Genomic DNA, 17,249 nt, shown 5'->3' on the forward strand with positions numbered 1-17,249 from the left:
GAACGCCGTGCCTAGGATCTCCTCATGTCCCTTCCGCATGCGATTCTCACCGCGCTGCTCGAGAAGCCCTCTTCGGGGCTGGAGCTGACGCGCAGGTTCGACCGGTCGATCGGGTACTTCTGGTCGGCGACGCACCAGCAGATCTATCGCGAGCTGGGGAAGCTGGAGCAGGCCGGGCTCATTCGCGCATTGCCGTCCGAGCGGCCGGCCCGTGGGCAGAAGAAGGAGTTCGAGGTACTGCCCGCGGGCCGGGCGGAGCTGACCGGCTGGGCGTCCCGCGAGCAGGAGTCCAAGCCCATCCGGGATGCGCTGTTGCTGCGGTTGCGGGCGGCCGCGGTGGTCGGGCGCGCGGGGCTCGATGAGGAGCTGCGGCGTCATCTGACCCTGCACCGGCGGCAGTTGGCGGAGTACGAGGAGATCGAGAGCCGCGATTTCGGGGCCGCGGCCGACCCGGAGGACCGGTTGCGACGGCTTGTGCTGCGCGCCGGGATCGGACTGGAGACCTTCTGGGTGGCGTGGCTGGACGAGGCGCTGGCGGAGGTCGAGGTCATGGAAGCGGGCGGGCGGCCCGGGGAGTAGCCCCGGGCCGCCCGCCGGCGCCGTCAGCAGGCGTCGTGGTCGGGTGTCATGGACGGGTGTCCGTGGTCAGGTAGCGCCGTCAGCAGTTGTCGTAGATCAGGGCGCGGACCAGGCGGCAGGTCGTGTCGGAGGGCGCGTGCACGCCTATGGCGGCCGCGGTGGTGCGGATCCTGCGGTTGTGGGCCTGCTCGGGGCGGTAGACGCCGGTGTCGAGCAGGGCTATGGCCAGACGCATGGCCTTCAGGCGGCGGTTGTGGGATTCATACCGTTCGCGCGGCCATCCGGCCGGCAGCGGCTTCTTGGACAGCGGGTGGCTCGGGAGAGGCTTCGTCATGAGTGCGGCAGCGGCCATCGGCAACCTCCTGGAGTGCTGGGTGAACCCTCACTGACTGGTTCCCATTCTACCGCCGACCACTGACAAAAGCCCCTGGCCAGGGGGGATTTGGGCACCCTGGCCAGGGCTCCGGAAAGGCCCCTGGACGGCCCTGCGGACGGGCTGCGCGGCCGACCCCTCGCGCGGGCCGGGATCAGGCCGTCGCGGTCCTCGCGGCCGTCGCCCGGAGGAGCTTTTTGTCGGGCTTGCCCGCGGAGGTGAGGGGAATCGCGTCGACCGGATGGACGGCGGCGGGGGTGTAGAGGGCCCCCTTGTGCTCGGTGACGAAAGCACGGAGCGCGTCGGCGTCCACGACGTGGTCCGGCGCGGGCACGACCGCCACATGCACCTCCTCCGCCTCATCGGCCGTACGCACCCCGTAGACCGCACAGTCGGCGACCGCCGGGTGGGTGTGCAGCAGGTCCTCGACCTCCGCCGGATGGACATGGCCGCCCACGACGATGATCAGGTCCTTGACCCGGTCGACGAGATAGAGCCGGCCGTCATCGTCCAGCACGCCGACGTCACCGGTCCGCAGCCAGCCGTCGCCGGGCAGCACCTGCGCGGTCAGCTCGGGCTGCTTCCAGTAGCCGGTCGTCACGCCGGCGGAGCGCACATGGACCTCCCCCTGCTCCCCCGCCGGCAGGTCCCGCCCGTCCGCGTCACGGATGGCCAGTTCCACGCCGGGCAGCGCGCGGCCGACGGTGATCCGGCCGCCGGGGCCGGTCGGGGTGTGGTCCTCCGGGAGGGCCACAGTGATCGACATCGCCTCGGACATGCCGTACACCCCGTACAGCACCGGGCCGAAAACCTCGGCCGCCTGCGCCAGCCGCGACGGGGAGGCCACGCAGCCGCCGTAGGTGATGCTGGTGAGCGAACTGAGGTCGGTGGCCGGGAGGGCGGGGTCGTCCAGGAGGCGGTAGAGGAGCGGCGGCAGCAGCCAGAGGTGGGTGAGGCGATGGCGGGCGATGGCGGCGAGCACGGCGGTGGGGTCGAAGGCGCGGTGCAGGACGACGGTGCCGCCGGCCGTGAGCGCGATGTCGGCGAGGACGCCCGCCAGGTGGGCGAGTGAGGTGCAGGCGAGGAAGCGGGGCCGCACGCCGTCGGCGTCCGGCGGCTGTTGGGCGATCATCGCGGCGTACGGGGCGTTCGCCATCCGGACTCCCTTGGGGATGCCGGTCGTTCCGCCGGTGTGGCGGATGCACCAGTCGTCCTCGGGGCGGGCGGCGCAGGGTACTTCCAAGGTGGCCGGGAGGGCGGCGCAGGCGGCCAGGAGGTCGGGGCCGGGGGCGGCGGTGTCCGCGGGGGCGTCCGGTACGGGGGCGGGGACCGGGCCGAGGGTCATGACCTCGGGGGCGGGACCCTGGAGGTGTCCGAGCAACGCCCGTGCCGTGTCGTGCAGTTCGGGGTCGACGAGCAGCAGAGCGGTCTCCACGCTCTCCGTGATACGGGCCAGGATCTCGGGGGCCATCCCGACGTAGAGGAAGACCACGCGGGCGCCGAGGAGGTTGGCGGCGTATCGGGCGGCGAGCACCTCGGGGAGGTTGCCGCTGAGGAGGGAGACGGTGCGGTCACGGCCGATGCCTCGTGCGGCGAGTACGGCCGCCATGCGGTGCACGGTGGCGCGTAAGGCGCCGGCACCGATCTCGGCACCGTCCGCGGAGATCAGCGCGGGGCGGGAGGGGTCGTCGGCGAGGGCGGCCAGGACGGATTCCACGTAGCTGGCGGGGCCGGTGGCGCCGGTCGGGTCGGCGGCGCTGGTTTCGGTGGCGTTCGTCATCGGGTGCGGGTCCTCGGCTCGGTGGGGCGGGCGGTCTCCCCAGACGTCAGGGCGCTTCGATCATGCCTTCCACGACCAAAGCCGTCATATGGATATGGCCGGTGAGGCGTGAGGGACGCGAGGTGGGCGGGGCGCGTGGTCGTCCTTTCGGCCAGGTGATCCGGGCCGCATCGGCCCGCGATACCCCTGCCATGATCCGCGCGCCCGTGATCCGTAGGCTTGCGATCCGCCCGCCCGCGATCCGCACGCCCGTAAATCCCGATGCCCGTCCCGCGCCGCGGATGTTACGTTTCCGTAGCCGGCCGCGGGACTCCGGTGCGACTTCCGGACCTGCTCTGCTCAGCAACGATTCGCTGTTCGCGCCCCCATTCCCCGGCCGGCTTTCTGCTACGGGGGAGGACGGAATGGCGACCCGCGCCGAGCCGGCGACGACACATGCGGATCTGGTGGCGGCCGAGGACGTGCTGCTGTTCGTGAATGCCGCGATCACCTCCACCGGGCAGCGCGAATTCCACTCCGGCGAGGCCGCGCAGCACATGTCGCTGGGCTTTCTCCACGAGTACGTACGGGTCAACTACCGCCCGCTGTATGCCGCTTCGCTCGCCCTGGACATCAACGACCACAACGCGGCGCTGATCGTCCGGCAGCTGCTGGAGACGGCGGGCGAGGCGGGCCCCGAGGAGCGGCGGGTGGAAGGCCGGCTGATCGCCGCCCGCCTGGCGCGGCTGCCGGCGCCGCGCGTCTACCGGCTGTTCCGCGCGCTGCGCGCCGCCAAGGTGAACAACCGCCGCACCCGCGCGATCATGCGTGACTGGTTCGCCGCGCGCCCCGACCCCGCCCTGGATGCCGTGAAGTACCGCAGCGGCCTCAAGTGCGCGGCGCGCCACGCCCATCTGCGGCTCGGGGACGCCCGGCACAGCGGCGGCGAGCTGGGTGATTTCCTCTTCGCTCCGGGCCGCCGCAAGCACTACGTCACCCCGCTGCTGAAGACCTGGCAGCGGGCACACTACGAGCAGGGAGCCCTGTACGAGCTGCCGTTCACCGTGGCGGAGGGCTTCGCGGCGCGGCGCGGCATCGACCGCCGCACCTTTCTGGAGCGCATCGCGCCGAGGATGACGCGGCTGGAGCGGCTGCGCCTGCAGGAATCGGCCCGTACGCACCGCGCCGAGGTGGGCTCGGACCTCACGGGTATGCCGCTGACCCGGCTCGCGAGTTACGTCCTGGGGCTGTCCCTCGACGACCGGGTGGCGCGCCGCACGGAGCTGACCGATGCACTGCGGGCCGCGGCGCGGCGTACGGCGGGCGCGCAGGCCGGGACGTGGGGCCGGGTGGCGGCCGTACTGGACGACAGTTTCTCCGCCTCCGGGTCGCGGCAGAAGCGGCAGCGCCCGCTGGCGGTCGCGTTGGCCTGCCACTTCCTGCTGGAGGCGCTGGCCGGAACGTATCTGCCGCTCTGGACATCGGGGCGGCAGGACGCGCTCCTGGCCTATCCCTATGGGGCGACCCCGCTCGGGATGCGGCTGCTGGACGCGCTGGAGTCCGCGCCGGAGCGGCTGGTGATCGTCTCGGACGGGTGGGACAACGCGCCGCCGGGGCTGGCCGGCGAGGTGCTCCGGGCCTGGCGGACCAGCCTCGACCCTCAGGGCCGTACCGCCGTCGTCCATCTGAACCCGGTGTATGACGCGGAGGACTTCGCGGTACGGCGGCTGTCGGCCTCGGTGCCCACGGCGGGGGTGCGCGACGCCGAGGACCTGCCGGCGCTGGCGCAGCTCGCGCGGTTCGCGGAGGGCCGTACGGGCCTGGCGGAACTGCGGGCCCATATGGACGACCGGGTGCGGCAGTTCCTGGAGGAGACCGGCGACGGAAGAGGGGGCGCGGCATGAGCGGGCTGGATCTGGACGGGCTGAGCGCGCGTCCGGCGCAGGTGTGGGGTGGTGTCCGGCTGGTCCCGCTGGTGCGTGCGGAGCCGATCCATGACCTGCGGCTGCATCGTGAGGTCTACGAGGGGGGTGTGACCACGGTGGCGGCCGACCGGCGCAGCTCGTACACCTCGTACATTCCGCATGGTTTCGTGGCGAACTGGACCGGTGACGGCACCCCCGCCGCCTCCTACGGATCGCAGTTCGGCGACCGGCGCGACCCGGTGGACTGTGCGCCGCTGCATCTGCCGCGCAAGCTGGCCCAGCGGCAGCCCAGGTCCCGGGCGGCCGGTGACGCTCCGGTGGGGCTGCGCTTCCTGCCGCTCCATCTGGCGCTCGACGGCTATCTGGCGCTGCATTTCGGCGGCCCTTCCATCGTGTGGGAGGAGTGGACCCGGCGCGCGGTGCGAGACGGGCTGTCGCCGCGCGCGGAGACGGCGTACCGGGGCGGGCAGGTGCGCGGGCTTTCCGATGCGCTGCGGATCTTCGAGATCCATCCGGGCCAGTGCGGGGTGATGGTGTACGTCGCCGACGCCCTGGCGGCCGCGTTCGTGGTGCCGCATCCGGACGACTACCGGGCGCTGCACTCCTCTCTGGTGCACGACATGTACGGCGAGCTGATCTACCAGTACGGCCGGTACGGCCCCAGGTCGGTACCGGACTTCACCGTCCGGATCAACCCGGAGTACATCGCCTCGGTGGCGGATCTGCGCTCGGCGGCGGCGCGGCGGCAGCGGGAGTGGGAGGAGCAGCATCACGACCTGATGGCGGGCGATCTGCTGGACGAGTCCTACGCCGTGCGCCCGGTGTACCGCATGGGGCGGTTCCGGCTGTCCCGTTTCCTGCCGCCGTTCGCGCTGCACCGCACCCAGCACATCGGCGAGATGATCACGGACAGCAAGGGCCGGGTCGCCTACCTCAAGACGTTCCGGCTCTCCGACAAGCAGGTCCGGCGGGGGCATGTGCTGGACCGGCTCGCGGCGCACGACTGGCACATCGGGGACACGGCGGCGGCGATGGGGATCAGCGCCGAGGAGCTGGTGCGGCGCGTCCACCATCTGGGATTCGAGGGACTACTGAAGGAGCACGGCTGAGGTTTCTTGGGTCGAGAGGGGAATTTAGGCGCAGAAAGCCAGGCAAAATCAGGCGAGTGGCGGCTAAATCGAAGGATGTCCGATTGAGTAACCTGCGGTTCACATACGAGCAACGGACGGGAAACGGCTGATTGCGAGAGTGCAGCGGTACGCCCGCACGCGTACCCGCACCTACCTGTATTGAGGACCCCGTGACCATCAAGGCCGAGTACATCTGGATCGACGGCACCGAGCCGACCGCCAAGCTCCGCTCCAAGACCAAGATTCTTGCGGACGGCTCGAAGCTGCCGCGGTGGGGGTTCGACGGGTCCAGCACCAACCAGGCCGAAGGCCACTCCTCGGACCTCGTCCTGGAGCCGGTGTTCAGCTGCCCCGACCCGATCCGCGGCGGCGACCACCTCCTCGTCCTGTGTGAGGTCCTCCACACCGACCTCACGCCGCACGCCTCCAACACCCGCGCCCTGCTGCGCCCGGTGGCGGAGAAGTTCGCCGCGCAGGAGCCGATCTTCGGCATCGAGCAGGAGTACACCTTCCTCGAGGGCGACCGCCCGCTCGGCTTCCCCGAGGGCGGTGGCTTCCCCGCTCCGCAGGGCGGCTACTACTGCGGCGTGGGCGCCGGCGAGATCTTCGGCCGTGAGATCGTCGAGAAGCACCTCGACCTGTGCCTGGCCGCCGGCCTCGGCCTTTCCGGCATCAACGCCGAGGTCATGCCCGGCCAGTGGGAGTTCCAGGTCGGCGCGCTGGCGCCGCTGGAGGTCTCGGACCACATGTGGGTGGCGCGCTGGCTGCTGCACCGCGTGGCGGAGGAGTTCGGCGTCACCGCGTCGCTCGACGCCAAGCCGGCCAAGGGTGACTGGAACGGCGCCGGTGCGCACTGCAACTTCTCCACCCGGGCGATGCGTGAGGGCTACGACCCGATCATCACCGCCTGCGAGGCGCTGGGCCAGGGCGACAAGCCGCTGGAGCACGTGCGCCAGTACGGCACCGGCATCGAGGACCGCCTGACCGGCGCCCACGAGACCGCCCCCTGGGACTCGTACTCCTACGGCGCCTCGGACCGCGGTGCCTCGGTCCGCATCCCGTGGCAGGTCGAGGTCGAGAAGAAGGGCTACATCGAGGACCGGCGGCCGAACGCCAACGTCGACCCGTATGTGGTCACCCGCCTGATGGTGGACACCTGCTGCACGGAGCTGGAGAAGCGCGAGCAGGTCTGAGCCGCATAAGGCGCAGCGGAAGCACGTGAGTGGGGGCCGGACCGGGATGGTCCGGCCCCTTCGCGTGCCCGGCCGCTTGGCGTTTCGGCAGGTCGCGGCGGTTGCCGGGGGCTTTGTCAGTGGCGGGTGGCACGCTGGGGGCATGCTTGCGATCAACGTCAAGACCGAGACCGGGCCGGACCTTGTGCGCCCGGCCGAAGCCGAACTGTCCGGCCTGCTGCGGCGGATAGGCGCCGACGACGACCACTTCGCGGTCGTCGAGCGGATCCCCGACGAGCCGCACGCGTTCGTGCAGGCCTGGCGGGAGGGCGACGGGCCGTTCACCGTGGAGTACCGCGACGGCGGGCCGGAGCGGCACTTCCGCGCGGAGTGCGCCGATGCCGGTCAGGTCATAGCGGTGTTCGTGGACTGGGCGCGCCGCGGGGAGACGTGGCGTACAGCGCTGGAGTGGCAGTCCGCGGATCTGTATGCCACCCCCGGACTCGCTCCGGAGACCCGTGCAAGGGCCGAGGAGCAGGCCCGTCAGCAGATACGGTCCGGCTTCTGGGACTTCCACCAGGTCGCGCAGGGCGTGTGCGACACCTTCGGCCCCGAGGACGCACCGGTCTCCCTGGACGAGGCGCGCCGGATCGTCGGGGGCCTGTGGGAGGAGCGGCTCGCCGAGCAGGCCGAATGGCCCGAGGTGACCGATGCGGACCGGGTGGCGGGGGTCTTCGCCGCGCTGGAGCGGCAGGGGCTGACGGCGCGGATGAACTTCAGCTGCTGCAGCGGCTGCGCGCTGGCCGAGATCGGCGGCGAGCGCGCCGAGGCCGACCACGGCTTTGTCTTCTTCCACTACCAGGACACCGAATCGCTCGCGGACGGCGGCGGCCTCTCGGTCCGGTACGGCGCCTACGCGGATTCCGGGCACGACCGGGCGGAGGTCGGCCGGACGGTGGTGGCCGCGCTGAGCGAAGCGGGCCTGCCGGCGCAGTGGGACGGCAATCCGGACAAGGTCATCGAGGTCGCCCCGCTGGACTGGCGCAAGCGACTGCCGACGGGGGCCTGAGATGAGGATGTTCGGGAGGCGGGCGGCCCTTCCCTGGGCCGCGCCGCTGTACGTCGGTGCCGTCCAGCTCGGTGCGTACCGCATGGCGCGGCTGCCCCGGGAGCGGCGCGCGGCGGTGCTGCGGGCGCACTCCACCAACGTCGTCAATCTGCGGGCCGGGCAGTGGGGGACGCTGCTCACCAGCGCGGCGTTCGTCGAGGAGCCGCTGCCGCTGCCGTACGGCGCCGCGCTGCTGGCCACGCTCGGTACGGCCGAGGCGCGTTGGGGCACCGCCCGCGCGGCCGGGGTGTTCGCGGCCGGGCACATCGGGGCCAGCCTGCTGGTCTACGCGGGGCTGCGCGGCCGGGTACGGGCCGATCCTCCCGACGAAACGGCGCGGGCCATCGACGTCGGCGCGAGCTACGGCCTGAACGCCACGCTCGGCGCCCTCGCCGCCGCCGTCCCGCACCGGGGCGCGCGGGCCGCGGCCACGGCGGGGCTGCTGGCGCTGGGCATACGGCCCGTACTGCGCCGGGAGCGGACGTTCACCGACGTCGGCCATCTGACGGCGCTCGCGCTCGGCGTGGTGCTGGGCGCGGCAATCCGTCCGCCATCCGGGACGGCGCCGTGACGTCGGTCAACTCCGTTCCCCATCCCCTCGACGGTCTGGTTCAATAGAGCCATGGCCAGCCTTCCTCACACCGCGACGGGTCGCAGCGACCTCGAGCCTTTCTGGCCGTCCCGGCAGGCGCACGCTTTCGACCGTCTGTGTTGCCGCGCGCACTGAGCGCGGGCCCGCACACGCCTCTCCGACGCCGCTGACCGGCGTCCCCAGCCCTGCCCGCGCGCACGACGTCCCCGACGCTTCCCTGCGCGAAAGAGCTGATCCCGATGACGAACGTCCGTACCCTTCCTGCCACTTCCGCGACGGCCCCCCTGTCCGCCCAGACCACCCCGCACCGTCACCGATTGCGAGCAGTAGCGCCCGACGAAGCCCTCCTGGCGCCCGCCACCGCCCCGAGCGGTGGAGCTTCGCGCCCCGGCATCCAATCGGTCGCCGAGCTGTTGAACGCCGGCGCCACCTGGCTCCCGGCACCCCAGCACAGCGTGCCCGTCCTGCCCGGCCGGCCGCCGATGGTCGGCTACCTCGTCCTGGTACCGGCCGAACAGGCCGACGCCGCCACGCCCGCCGCCGAGCCGGCGGCGACGGCAACGGCCACGGCGCCGACCGGCGACGCGGTCGTACGGATCGACCCCGAGCGGCGCACCGCGCAGGTCCAGGGCCGGCCGCTGGACCTGACGTACCTGGAGTTCGAGCTGCTGGCCCATCTGGTGGCGCATCCGCACCGGGTGCACACCCGCGACCAGCTGGTGACCACGGTGTGGGGCTACGGCCATGTCGGCGACGGCCGCACCGTCGATGTCCATGTCGCCCGGCTGCGCCGCAAGTTGGGCGCCGACCACCGGGCGTCGATCGTGACGGTACGTCGGGTCGGCTACAAGTACGCGCCCAGCGTGTGAGGTTGCGGGGGACGGGGCGGGGCGGGGTGCGGGGCAGGCTCAGGCCCCGTCCTGAACCCCCCGGCACGGGCCCGGCCGGACGGGGACGGCTCCCCCGACCGGGGCGCCCGTACCACCGCCCGGAGCACCCGTACCGCCCCTGCGCCGCAGACACGCCACACACCCCGCCACCACCAGCCCGGCCCCCGACGCCAACAGGAGCCCTTTCACCGGGGAGTCGGTGAGCGCCGCGCCACCGAGCCCACCGAGGGCCGTACTGAACAGCGCCCACAGGCCCGCGCCCACCGCGTCCAGCAGGACGAAGCGGCGCAGCGGGAAGCGGACGCTGCCGGTGGAGAGCGCGGCGACCACCCGCCCGCCGGGCAGGAAACGTCCGGCGATGACGAGCGTGGCGGCATGCCGTTCGACTGTGGTGCGGGCCCGGTGGGGGCCGGGCCGCCGCCGGGCCCGGCCGCTTCCCCAGGCTCTCGACTTCGCTTGAGCAGGGGAGACCCCAATGCGGCGCAGCAGCCAGGCGGTGGCGCGGGGACCGGCACAGCGGCCGACGGCGTAGCCGAGGCAGTCCCCCGCCAGCGCGCCGGCCGCCGCGACGGCGGCCAGCAGCGCAAGCAGCGGCGGGTGCGGGCCGATCAGCACGGCGACGAGTACGACGGTGGTCTCGCTCGGCATGAACGGCAGCAGCGCATCGAGGCCGGACACCAGCAGGACGATCAGCCACAGCCAGGGCGAGTCCAGCATGCCCCGGAGCGGCTCGGCGAACTGGTCCAGCTGGTCAAACATGGTGCCGGGCCGCCGGTTCCGGAGCCGGTCGCGGGGCGGGCACACCGGGCTCGCCCGGCAGGAGCCCGGTCGGCGAGGGTCCGGTCGGCGAGGGTCCGGTCGGCACCCGCCCGCCCAGGACGGCCCGCTCCGCCAGGGCGGCCAGCTCCCGCCGGTCGCGCCCCTCCCCCGCGAGCGCCGGATGCGCCGTGACCCGTACGGTCAGCGCGCGGGCCGTGAGGATCCGCCGCAGCGAGGCGATGAACGTGTCCTCCCCGCAGAACGCGGCCACCGTGCCGGCGTGGCCGCCCTGGGCGTAGTCGACCGTCACCGGGCGGACCGGGGCGCCCGCGTCGAGGGCGGCCTGGAAGGTGGCCCGTCGGAAGGTGCCCTGGCCGGCGGTGCACCAGGTGGTGGCCTGTGGGAAGACGGCGACCGAACGACCGGAGGCGAGAATTCCGGTCAATTCGGCGACGGTGTGGGGGAGTTGTCGGGGGCTACCGCGGTCGATGAAGTACGTACCGGCGCGGCGGGCGAGCCCGCCGACGACCGGCCAGCCGCCGACCTCGCGCTTGGCGAGCAGGGTGACCGGTTCTACGGCGAGCAGTGCGGGGATGTCGAGCCAGGAGATGTGGTTGACGACGATGAGGGTGCCGGGGCCGCCGGCGGGCACCGTGAAGCGGTCCGCGGTGCCCTCCCGCCGTATCCCGAGCGCCGCCATCAGCGCCCGGGCATGGGCGCTCAGCCGTCCCGGATCGGCCATCCGCTCGCCGTCCGTCAGCGCGCGGCGCATGGCATGTGTGAACGCCGCGAGCCGGCGGGCGCCCCGGGTGGCCGGGACGCGCGGCAGGGCGTGGGTGGCACAGCCCGGCGTGCAGTCGGACCACACGTCCCAAGGGCCGTTCGCCGCTCCCCCGGTCACCGCTCCCCCAGGAAGAAGCGGCGGTACCGGTCGCCGAGGCGCTCCATGTCCAGCACCACGAAGAAGTCGGCGACATCGAACTCGGGGTCATGGGCGGGCTCGCCGCAGATGACCGCGCCGATGCGCAGATAGCCACGGAGCAGCGGCGGCAACTGGGCGGCGCTGGGGCGGTCGGGGGCGGGGACGGTGGGGTGCCAGGGGTGGTGCGGGGTGACCTGGAGACCGGACGGGGCGGCGTAGCGGGTGCGGCCCAGTTCCCGGGCGTGGGCGGCGGCAGTGCCTCCGTCGGCGAGCGGGACGGAGGCGCAGCCGGCGAGGTAACGGTGGCCGGAGAGCAGGGTGTAGCGGGCGAGGGCGGCCCACATCTGGTTGATCACCGCGCCGCCCCGGTGGTCGGGGTGGACGCAGGAGCGGCCCGCCTCGATGAGGGAGGGGCGCAGCGCGTCCAGGGCGGTGAGGTCGAACTCACCGTCGGAGTAGAGGCGTCGGCTGCGGCCGGGCGGCAGCAGGCGGTAGGTTCCGACCACTTCACCGCTCGCGGTGTGGGTGACGACAAGATGGTCGGCGAGGTCGTCGACGGCGTCGATGTCGTGACCGGCCAGCGGGGAGTGCAGGGTGGCGCCCATCTCCTCGCCGAAGACCTGGTGGCGCAGGCGTTGAGCGGCGCGGATCTGCTCCTGGGTGTCGGCGATCACGGCGGTGTAGCCGGGTGCGGCGGCCGGGTCGGCGACGGGAGCGGCGGTGGGGCTCGGGGTGGGAGAGACGGGGGTGGCGGGTGTGGGGATGGCGGCGGACGCGGACGATGCCGTGCGCATGGGAGCCCTCCTTGGGTGGTGGTGTGCGCACCACCCAAAAGGTGGTGCTTACCCCAATGACCTGGCCTTCTCTACGCGGGAAACTGTCCCCGTGCCCGACGGCCGGGCGCGTGAAGCGCAGGGAGCGAACGGATGAGGGTCCGCAGAACACTGGTCGCCGCGGCCCGGGGGCTGGGGCTCGCCCTGGTCGCCGAGGTCGGGTCGATCGTGCTGTTCGTGCTCACCGTGGTGTCCATGGCGCTGATGGTGATCGGGGTGGGGGTGCTGACCACTCCGGTCGTGGTGTCGCTGGCCCGGATGTTCGCCCAGTGGCGCCGGGTGTGGGGGCAGGAGGTCGCGGGGCTGCGCATACCCGCGGCGTACCGCCCCTTTCCGCCGGGGCTGAGCCACAGCCCGGTCGGCCAGGCCCAGCGCTGCGCGGTGCTGCTGCGGGACCCGGCCACCTGGCGCGAACTGGTGTGGCTGCCGGTGGATGCGACGGCGGGGTTCGCGCTGGCGCTGCTGCCGCCGTCGCTGGCCGGGTACGGCATCGCCTTCGTCCTGCTGCCCCTCTTCCAGTGGGTGACGGGCCTGGGCACCCAGGCGCTCGGGTTCGGTCCGCTGACCACCGACCATCCACTGCTGCTGTGCGCGGCGCCGCCGCTCGGCATCGCTCTGCTGGCACTCGCCGCGTACGGGAGTCCGGTGCTGCTACGGGCCCATTTCCGGCTGGCCGCGCTGTTCCTGACGCCGCCCAAGGCCGATCTGGCGGCGCGGGTGGCGCGGCTGACCGCGACCCGGCAGGACGCGGTGGACGCCTCGGCGGCCGAGCTCCGCCGGATCGAACGCGATCTGCACGACGGGGCGCAGGCCCGCCTGGTGGCGATGGGCATGAGTCTGGGCGCCGTCGAGGCCCTGATGGAGAAGGAACCGGCGCGGGCCAGGGAGATGCTGGGCCGGGCCCGCCGGTCGTCGGCCGAGGCGCTGACCGAGTTGCGGGACCTGGTGCGCGGCATCCATCCGCCGGTGCTGGCGGAGCGCGGGCTGGGGGATGCCGTACGGGCGCTGGCGCTGCGCACGGAGCTGCCGGTCGAGGTGACGGTGGCGCTGGAGCGGCGGGTCGGTGCGCCGCTGGAATCGGCGGCGTACTTCGCGGTCAGTGAAGTGGTGACCAATGCCGTGAAGCATTCCGGTGCGGACCGCATACGCGTCGGTATCGGGCACTTCGGGGGGCGGCTGCGCATCACGGTCGAGGACAACGGGCGGGGCGGCGCCGCGCTGCCTCCGGACGATTCCGCGGGCTCCGGGCTGCGCGGGGTCGCCCGCCGGCTCGGTACCTTCGACGGCGTCCTCACCGTCAGTTCCCCGGCCGGCGGTCCGACCCTGGTGACACTGGAGATTCCGTGCGCGTAGTGCTCGCCGAAGACTTGTTTCTGCTGCGCGATGGGCTTTCCCGGCTGCTGGAGGCGTACGGCTTCGAGATCGCCGCGGCGGTGGAGAGCGGGCCCGGGCTGACGCGGGCGCTGGCGGAGCACACGCCCGATGTCGCCGTGGTCGATGTGCGGCTGCCGCCGTCGTTCACGGACGAGGGTCTGCAGTGCGCCCTTGAGGCCCGGCGGACCCGGCCCGGTCTGCCCGTGCTGGTGCTCTCACAGCATGTGGAGCAGCTGTACGCCCGCGAGCTGCTGGCCGACGGCAGCGGCGGGGTGGGCTATCTGCTCAAGGACCGGGTCTTCGACGCCGAGCAGTTCGTCGATGCGGTGCACCGGGTGGCGGGCGGCGGTACGGCGATGGATCCGCAGGTCATCTCGCAGCTGCTGGCCCGGCGCGCACGGGACCGGCCGATGGGGCGGCTGACGCCGCGCGAGGTAGAGGTGATGGAGCTGGTGGCCGAGGGCCGGTCGAATGCGGCCATCGCGAGCCGGCTGGTCATCACGGAGCGGGCGGTCGCCAAGCACACCTCCAATATCTTCGGGAAGCTCCAGCTGCCCCCGTCGGACGACGACAACCGGCGCGTGCTGGCCGTCCTGGCCTACTTGGACCGCGGCTGACCGACCGTTAGCGTGCCCCCGCACGGGTCCGTTGTTACTGCCGAGCAGTGGGGGCACACGTGAGCCAACCGTCACGACGCGCATTACTGGGAACCGCCGGAGCGATCGGAGCGGGCGCTGCGCTCGGTGCCGCGGCCCCCGCCACGGCCGCCGGGCCCGCCGTCCCCCGGCCGGAACGGTCACCCGCCTACGACCCCGCCCCGGCGCGGGCGGCGCTGGAACGGCTGCTGCCCGGCCACGCCGACCAGTTCCACCTCCAGCCCCTCGCGCGGGAGGACGGCCCGGACACCGACCGCTTCCGGGTCGACGGCACCAGGGGCCGGATCACCGTCGCGGGCACCAGCCCCGCCACCCTCCTGACCGGCGTGCACTGGTATCTGAAGGACACCTGCCGCTGCCACCTCTCCTGGGCCGGCGACCAGCCGGCCCTGCCCGCCCGGCTGCCCGCCCCCGCCGCGCCGCTCGAGCGCGCCACCTCTCTGCCGCACCGCTTCGCCCTCAACGACACCCACGACGGCTACACCGCCCCGTACGCCAACTGGGCGCGCTGGGAGCGGCTGATCGACGTCCTCGCGCTGCACGGCGTCAACGAGGTGCTGGTCACGCCCGGCGCCGAGGCCGTCTATCACCGGCTGCTGACCGAATTCGGCTACTCCGACACCGAGGCGCGCAGCTGGCTCCCGGCGCCCTCGCACCAGCCGTGGTGGCTGCTGCAGAACATGAGCGGATACGACGGGCCCACCAGTCCCGAACTGATAGCCAGGCGCGCCGAGTTGGGCCGCAGAATCACCGGCCGGCTGCGCGCGCTCGGCATGCATCCCGTACTCCCCGGCTACTTCGGCACCGTCCCGGACGGTTTCGCCGCCCGCAACCCCGGAGCCAGGACCGTCCCCCAGGGCACCTGGTCGGGCCTCAGGCGTCCCGACTGGCTCGACCCGCGCACCGAGGTCTTCTCCGACGTTGCCGCCGCCTTCTACCGCCACCAGCACCGCCTCCTCGGCCCCGCCGACCACTTCAAGATGGATCTGCTGCACGAGGGCGGCGATCCGGGCGACGTACCGGTCCCGGACGCCGCGCGCGCCGTGGAGAAGGCGCTGCGCACCGCCCGCCCCGGCGCCACCTGGGTGATCCTCGGCTGGCAGGACAACCCCCGGCGCGACCTGCTGGACGCCGTCGACCACGACCGGATGCTGATCGTGGACGGCCTGAGCGACCTGGACAAGGTCACCGACCGGGAGCGGGACTGGGGCTCAGTGCCGTACGCCTTCGGCTCCATCCCCAACTTCGGCGGCCGGACCACCCTCGGCGCCAAGACCCATATGTGGGTGAAGCGCTTCACCGTGTGGCGGGACAAGGAGGACAGCCGGCTCGCCGGCACCGCCTATATGCCGGAGGCCGCCGAACGCGATCCCGCCGCCTTCGAGCTGTTCAGCGAACTGGCCTGGCGGGAGCGCCCGGTGGACCGCACCACCTGGTTCGCGCGGTACGCCGACCTGCGCTACGGCGCCCGCGACGACCACGCCCGTGCCGCCTTCGCCGCGCTGCGCACCAGCGCATACGCGATCGACAGCGCGGACGGCCGCCCGCACGACTCGGTGTTCGCCGCCCGCCCGAGCCTGGCCGCCCGCTCCGGCACCCGCTACGCCACCCACACCCCGGCCTTCGACCCGGCCGCCTTCGACGCCGCGTTCGGCGCGCTGCTGAAGGTCCGCCCGGCGCTGCGCGGCAGCGACGCCTACCGCCACGACCTGACCGACGCCGCCCGGCAGGCCCTCGCCAACCGCTCCTGGCAGCTGATCCCGCAGCTCCAGGACGCCTACCGGCGCAAGGACCGGCCGACGTTCCGCGCGCTGGCGCGGCTGTGGCTGGACCTGATGCGGCTGAGCGAGGAGGTCACCGGCGCACACCGGAACTTTCTGCTCGGGCCGTGGCTGGCCGATGCCCGGGCGATGGCGTCCGGCGATGTGGAGGCGGCGCGGCTGGAACACAGCGCCCGCGCCCTGATCACCACCTGGGCGGACCGCGCCACCGCCGACGGCGGCGCGCTCGCCAACTACGCCAACCGCGACTGGCACGGCCTGATCGGCGATGTCCATCTCCCCCAGTGGCAGGCCTACTTGGACGAGCTGGAGGACGCACTGGCGGCGGACCGGCCGCCGAAGTCCTTCGACTGGTACGCCATGGAGGAGCCCTGGACCCACCGGCGCAACGCCTACCCGCTGCGCCCCACGGCCGACCCCCACCGCACCGCCCGCCGGGTCCACGACACCCTCGCCACGGCCCCCTACCAGGGCACCGTCACGGTCACCGCCGCCCCGCGCGCGATGCCGCCGGGCGGCCACGCCACGCTGACCGCCGCCCTGCGCAACGTCAACGGCCTGCGCGCCACCGGCCGCATCGACTTCGCACTGACCGGCGTCGAGGCCACCCCCGACGGCCCCGTCTCCCTGCCGCCCCTCGCCCCCGGCGGCACCGGCGAGGCCCGCTGGCAGGTGAGCGCCCCCTCCGGTCCGCCGGAGGATCCGCTGCGCCCGCTGCCGTACGGCCTCACGACCGAGTACGGCCCCCAGGGCGAACCCCGCGTCCGCACCGCCCGCCACGGCACCCTCTTCGTGGCCGGTCCGCTGGACGACGCCTTCCAGACCGTCACCACCAATGAAGCGGTTTTCGGCCAGTTGGACGGCCGCTTCGCGATCGACGGCGCGGGGGCCGATCTGTGGAAGGGGACCGCGGAGTTCGGCGCCGTTTTCCGGCCGGGCGCGCTCAAGGAGGGCGGATCGGTGACGGCAGAGGTGACCCGCCAGGACGGCGCCACCGGCCCCTGGGCCCGCGCGGGCATCATCGTCCGCAACCGCCTCGCCGACCCCTCCTCCCCCGGCTTCCTCAACCTCTCCGTGACGCCCGCCAACGGCGTCGTCCTCTCCTACGACGCCACCGGCGACGGCACCCTGGACACCTACCGTCGCCTCACCGGCATCACCGCCCCGGTCCTGCTCCGCCTGACCCGCGGCCCGGACCACGGCGGCTCCGGTACGTACACCGGTGCCTGCTCGACCGACGGCGGCGGCACCTGGCGCGAGATCGCCACCGTCGCCGCCCCGGGAGCCGCCGCCGTACAGGACACCGGTCTGCACCAGTGCGCCGCCAACTCCGCCACCGGGGACCGCGGAACGGCCGAATTCCGCCGCTGGCAGATGTCCTGACCGGCCGCCTGCG

15 protein-coding genes are annotated in these 17,249 nt (G+C 73.2%); 10 read left to right on the plus strand and 5 right to left on the minus strand.

From position 1 onward, the window contains the following. Positions 1–24: 24 nt before the first annotated feature. Positions 25–579 (plus strand): PadR family transcriptional regulator, encoded by a 555-nt coding sequence (locus tag AB0D04_RS01455; protein WP_362697912.1) that lies wholly within the window; start codon positions 25–27, stop codon positions 577–579. A gap of 79 nt (positions 580–658) precedes the next feature. Here AB0D04_RS01455 and AB0D04_RS01460 read toward each other — a convergent pair whose 3' ends face one another. Both AB0D04_RS01460 and AB0D04_RS01465 read right to left on the minus strand, forming a co-directional pair. Beyond that, positions 659–931, minus strand: coding sequence for a hypothetical protein (locus AB0D04_RS01460; RefSeq protein WP_362697915.1), 273 nt, complete (start codon positions 929–931; stop codon positions 659–661). Between the two features lie 175 nt (positions 932–1,106). Then, positions 1,107–2,732: an AMP-binding protein gene (locus AB0D04_RS01465; protein WP_362697918.1), complete on the minus strand. Its 1,626-nt coding sequence runs from the start codon at positions 2,730–2,732 to the stop codon at positions 1,107–1,109. Between the two features lie 404 nt (positions 2,733–3,136). On the opposite strand from AB0D04_RS01465, the gene AB0D04_RS01470 reads away from it, so the two are divergent. The 6 genes from AB0D04_RS01470 to AB0D04_RS01495 all read left to right on the plus strand — a co-directional run bounded on the left by AB0D04_RS01470 (position 3,137) and on the right by AB0D04_RS01495 (position 9,507). Then, the gene (locus AB0D04_RS01470) at positions 3,137–4,615 is read left to right on the plus strand and encodes a hypothetical protein (protein WP_362697921.1); all 1,479 of its coding nucleotides are present in this window, start codon (positions 3,137–3,139) and stop codon (positions 4,613–4,615) included. Further along, positions 4,612–5,745 (plus strand): hypothetical protein, encoded by a 1,134-nt coding sequence (locus AB0D04_RS01475; RefSeq protein ID WP_362697924.1) that lies wholly within the window; start codon positions 4,612–4,614, stop codon positions 5,743–5,745. Before AB0D04_RS01470 ends, AB0D04_RS01475 begins: the two co-directional genes overlap by 4 nt. A gap of 191 nt (positions 5,746–5,936) precedes the next feature. Further along, positions 5,937–6,959, plus strand: coding sequence for a glutamine synthetase (glnII, locus tag AB0D04_RS01480; protein ID WP_362697927.1), 1,023 nt, complete (start codon positions 5,937–5,939; stop codon positions 6,957–6,959). Positions 6,960–7,101: 142 nt separating this feature from the next. Further along, on the plus strand, positions 7,102–8,007 hold the full coding sequence (locus AB0D04_RS01485; protein ID WP_362697929.1) for a hypothetical protein: 906 nt from the start codon (positions 7,102–7,104) through the stop codon (positions 8,005–8,007). Position 8,008: 1 nt separating this feature from the next. Further along, the gene (locus AB0D04_RS01490) at positions 8,009–8,617 is read left to right on the plus strand and encodes a rhomboid family intramembrane serine protease (protein WP_362697932.1); all 609 of its coding nucleotides are present in this window, start codon (positions 8,009–8,011) and stop codon (positions 8,615–8,617) included. Positions 8,618–8,877: 260 nt separating this feature from the next. Continuing rightward, a complete protein-coding gene (locus AB0D04_RS01495; protein WP_362697935.1) occupies positions 8,878–9,507 on the plus strand; it encodes a winged helix-turn-helix domain-containing protein in 630 nt (209 codons plus the stop codon). A gap of 39 nt (positions 9,508–9,546) precedes the next feature. On the opposite strand, the gene AB0D04_RS01500 is transcribed toward AB0D04_RS01495, so the two are convergent. Genes AB0D04_RS01500 through AB0D04_RS01510 form a run of 3 tightly spaced genes read right to left on the minus strand, consistent with a single transcriptional unit; the run spans position 9,547 to position 12,003 of the window. After that, the gene (locus AB0D04_RS01500) at positions 9,547–10,287 is read right to left on the minus strand and encodes a VTT domain-containing protein (RefSeq protein WP_362697938.1); all 741 of its coding nucleotides are present in this window, start codon (positions 10,285–10,287) and stop codon (positions 9,547–9,549) included. Beyond that, positions 10,280–11,155 carry a lysophospholipid acyltransferase family protein gene (locus AB0D04_RS01505; protein WP_362697941.1) on the minus strand — a complete coding sequence of 292 codons (876 nt, stop codon included), beginning with the start codon at positions 11,153–11,155 and terminating at the stop codon, positions 10,280–10,282. Before AB0D04_RS01505 ends, AB0D04_RS01500 begins: the two co-directional genes overlap by 8 nt. Before the next feature lie 29 nt (positions 11,156–11,184). Next, positions 11,185–12,003: a GNAT family N-acyltransferase gene (locus AB0D04_RS01510; RefSeq protein WP_362697943.1), complete on the minus strand. Its 819-nt coding sequence runs from the start codon at positions 12,001–12,003 to the stop codon at positions 11,185–11,187. A 132-nt stretch (positions 12,004–12,135) separates the two neighbouring features. Here AB0D04_RS01510 and AB0D04_RS01515 point away from each other — a divergent pair, with 132 nt between their 5' ends. The 3 genes from AB0D04_RS01515 to AB0D04_RS01525 are packed head-to-tail and all read left to right on the plus strand — an operon-like array spanning position 12,136 to position 17,236. Then, positions 12,136–13,395 (plus strand): histidine kinase, encoded by a 1,260-nt coding sequence (locus AB0D04_RS01515; RefSeq protein ID WP_362697946.1) that lies wholly within the window; start codon positions 12,136–12,138, stop codon positions 13,393–13,395. Beyond that, positions 13,386–14,033 (plus strand): response regulator transcription factor, encoded by a 648-nt coding sequence (locus AB0D04_RS01520; RefSeq protein WP_362697949.1) that lies wholly within the window; start codon positions 13,386–13,388, stop codon positions 14,031–14,033. The genes AB0D04_RS01515 and AB0D04_RS01520 overlap by 10 nt, the downstream gene beginning before the upstream one ends. 59 nt (positions 14,034–14,092) lie before the next feature. Continuing rightward, entirely contained in the window at positions 14,093–17,236 is a 3,144-nt protein-coding gene (locus tag AB0D04_RS01525) for an alpha-N-acetylglucosaminidase (RefSeq protein ID WP_362697952.1), read from the plus strand. The last annotated feature ends 13 nt before the right edge of the window (positions 17,237–17,249 follow it).

Source organism: Streptomyces sp. NPDC048483, from assembly GCF_040651455.1.
In the GTDB taxonomy this organism is placed as follows: Bacteria; Actinomycetota; Actinomycetes; order Streptomycetales; family Streptomycetaceae; genus Streptomyces.

Coding starts and splice junctions, on each gene's coding strand:
- AB0D04_RS01485 (WP_362697929.1), top strand. CDS start 7,102: ATGCTTGCGATCAACGTCAAGACCGAGACCGGGCCGGACCTTGTGCGC.
- AB0D04_RS01455 (WP_362697912.1), top strand. CDS start 25: ATGTCCCTTCCGCATGCGATTCTCACCGCGCTGCTCGAGAAGCCCTCT.
- AB0D04_RS01490 (WP_362697932.1), top strand. CDS start 8,009: ATGAGGATGTTCGGGAGGCGGGCGGCCCTTCCCTGGGCCGCGCCGCTG.
- AB0D04_RS01470 (WP_362697921.1), top strand. CDS start 3,137: ATGGCGACCCGCGCCGAGCCGGCGACGACACATGCGGATCTGGTGGCG.
- AB0D04_RS01515 (WP_362697946.1), top strand. CDS start 12,136: ATGAGGGTCCGCAGAACACTGGTCGCCGCGGCCCGGGGGCTGGGGCTC.
- AB0D04_RS01465 (WP_362697918.1), bottom strand. CDS start 2,732: ATGACGAACGCCACCGAAACCAGCGCCGCCGACCCGACCGGCGCCACC.
- AB0D04_RS01500 (WP_362697938.1), bottom strand. CDS start 10,287: ATGTTTGACCAGCTGGACCAGTTCGCCGAGCCGCTCCGGGGCATGCTG.
- AB0D04_RS01510 (WP_362697943.1), bottom strand. CDS start 12,003: ATGCGCACGGCATCGTCCGCGTCCGCCGCCATCCCCACACCCGCCACC.
- AB0D04_RS01460 (WP_362697915.1), bottom strand. CDS start 931: ATGGCCGCTGCCGCACTCATGACGAAGCCTCTCCCGAGCCACCCGCTG.
- AB0D04_RS01495 (WP_362697935.1), top strand. CDS start 8,878: ATGACGAACGTCCGTACCCTTCCTGCCACTTCCGCGACGGCCCCCCTG.
- AB0D04_RS01475 (WP_362697924.1), top strand. CDS start 4,612: ATGAGCGGGCTGGATCTGGACGGGCTGAGCGCGCGTCCGGCGCAGGTG.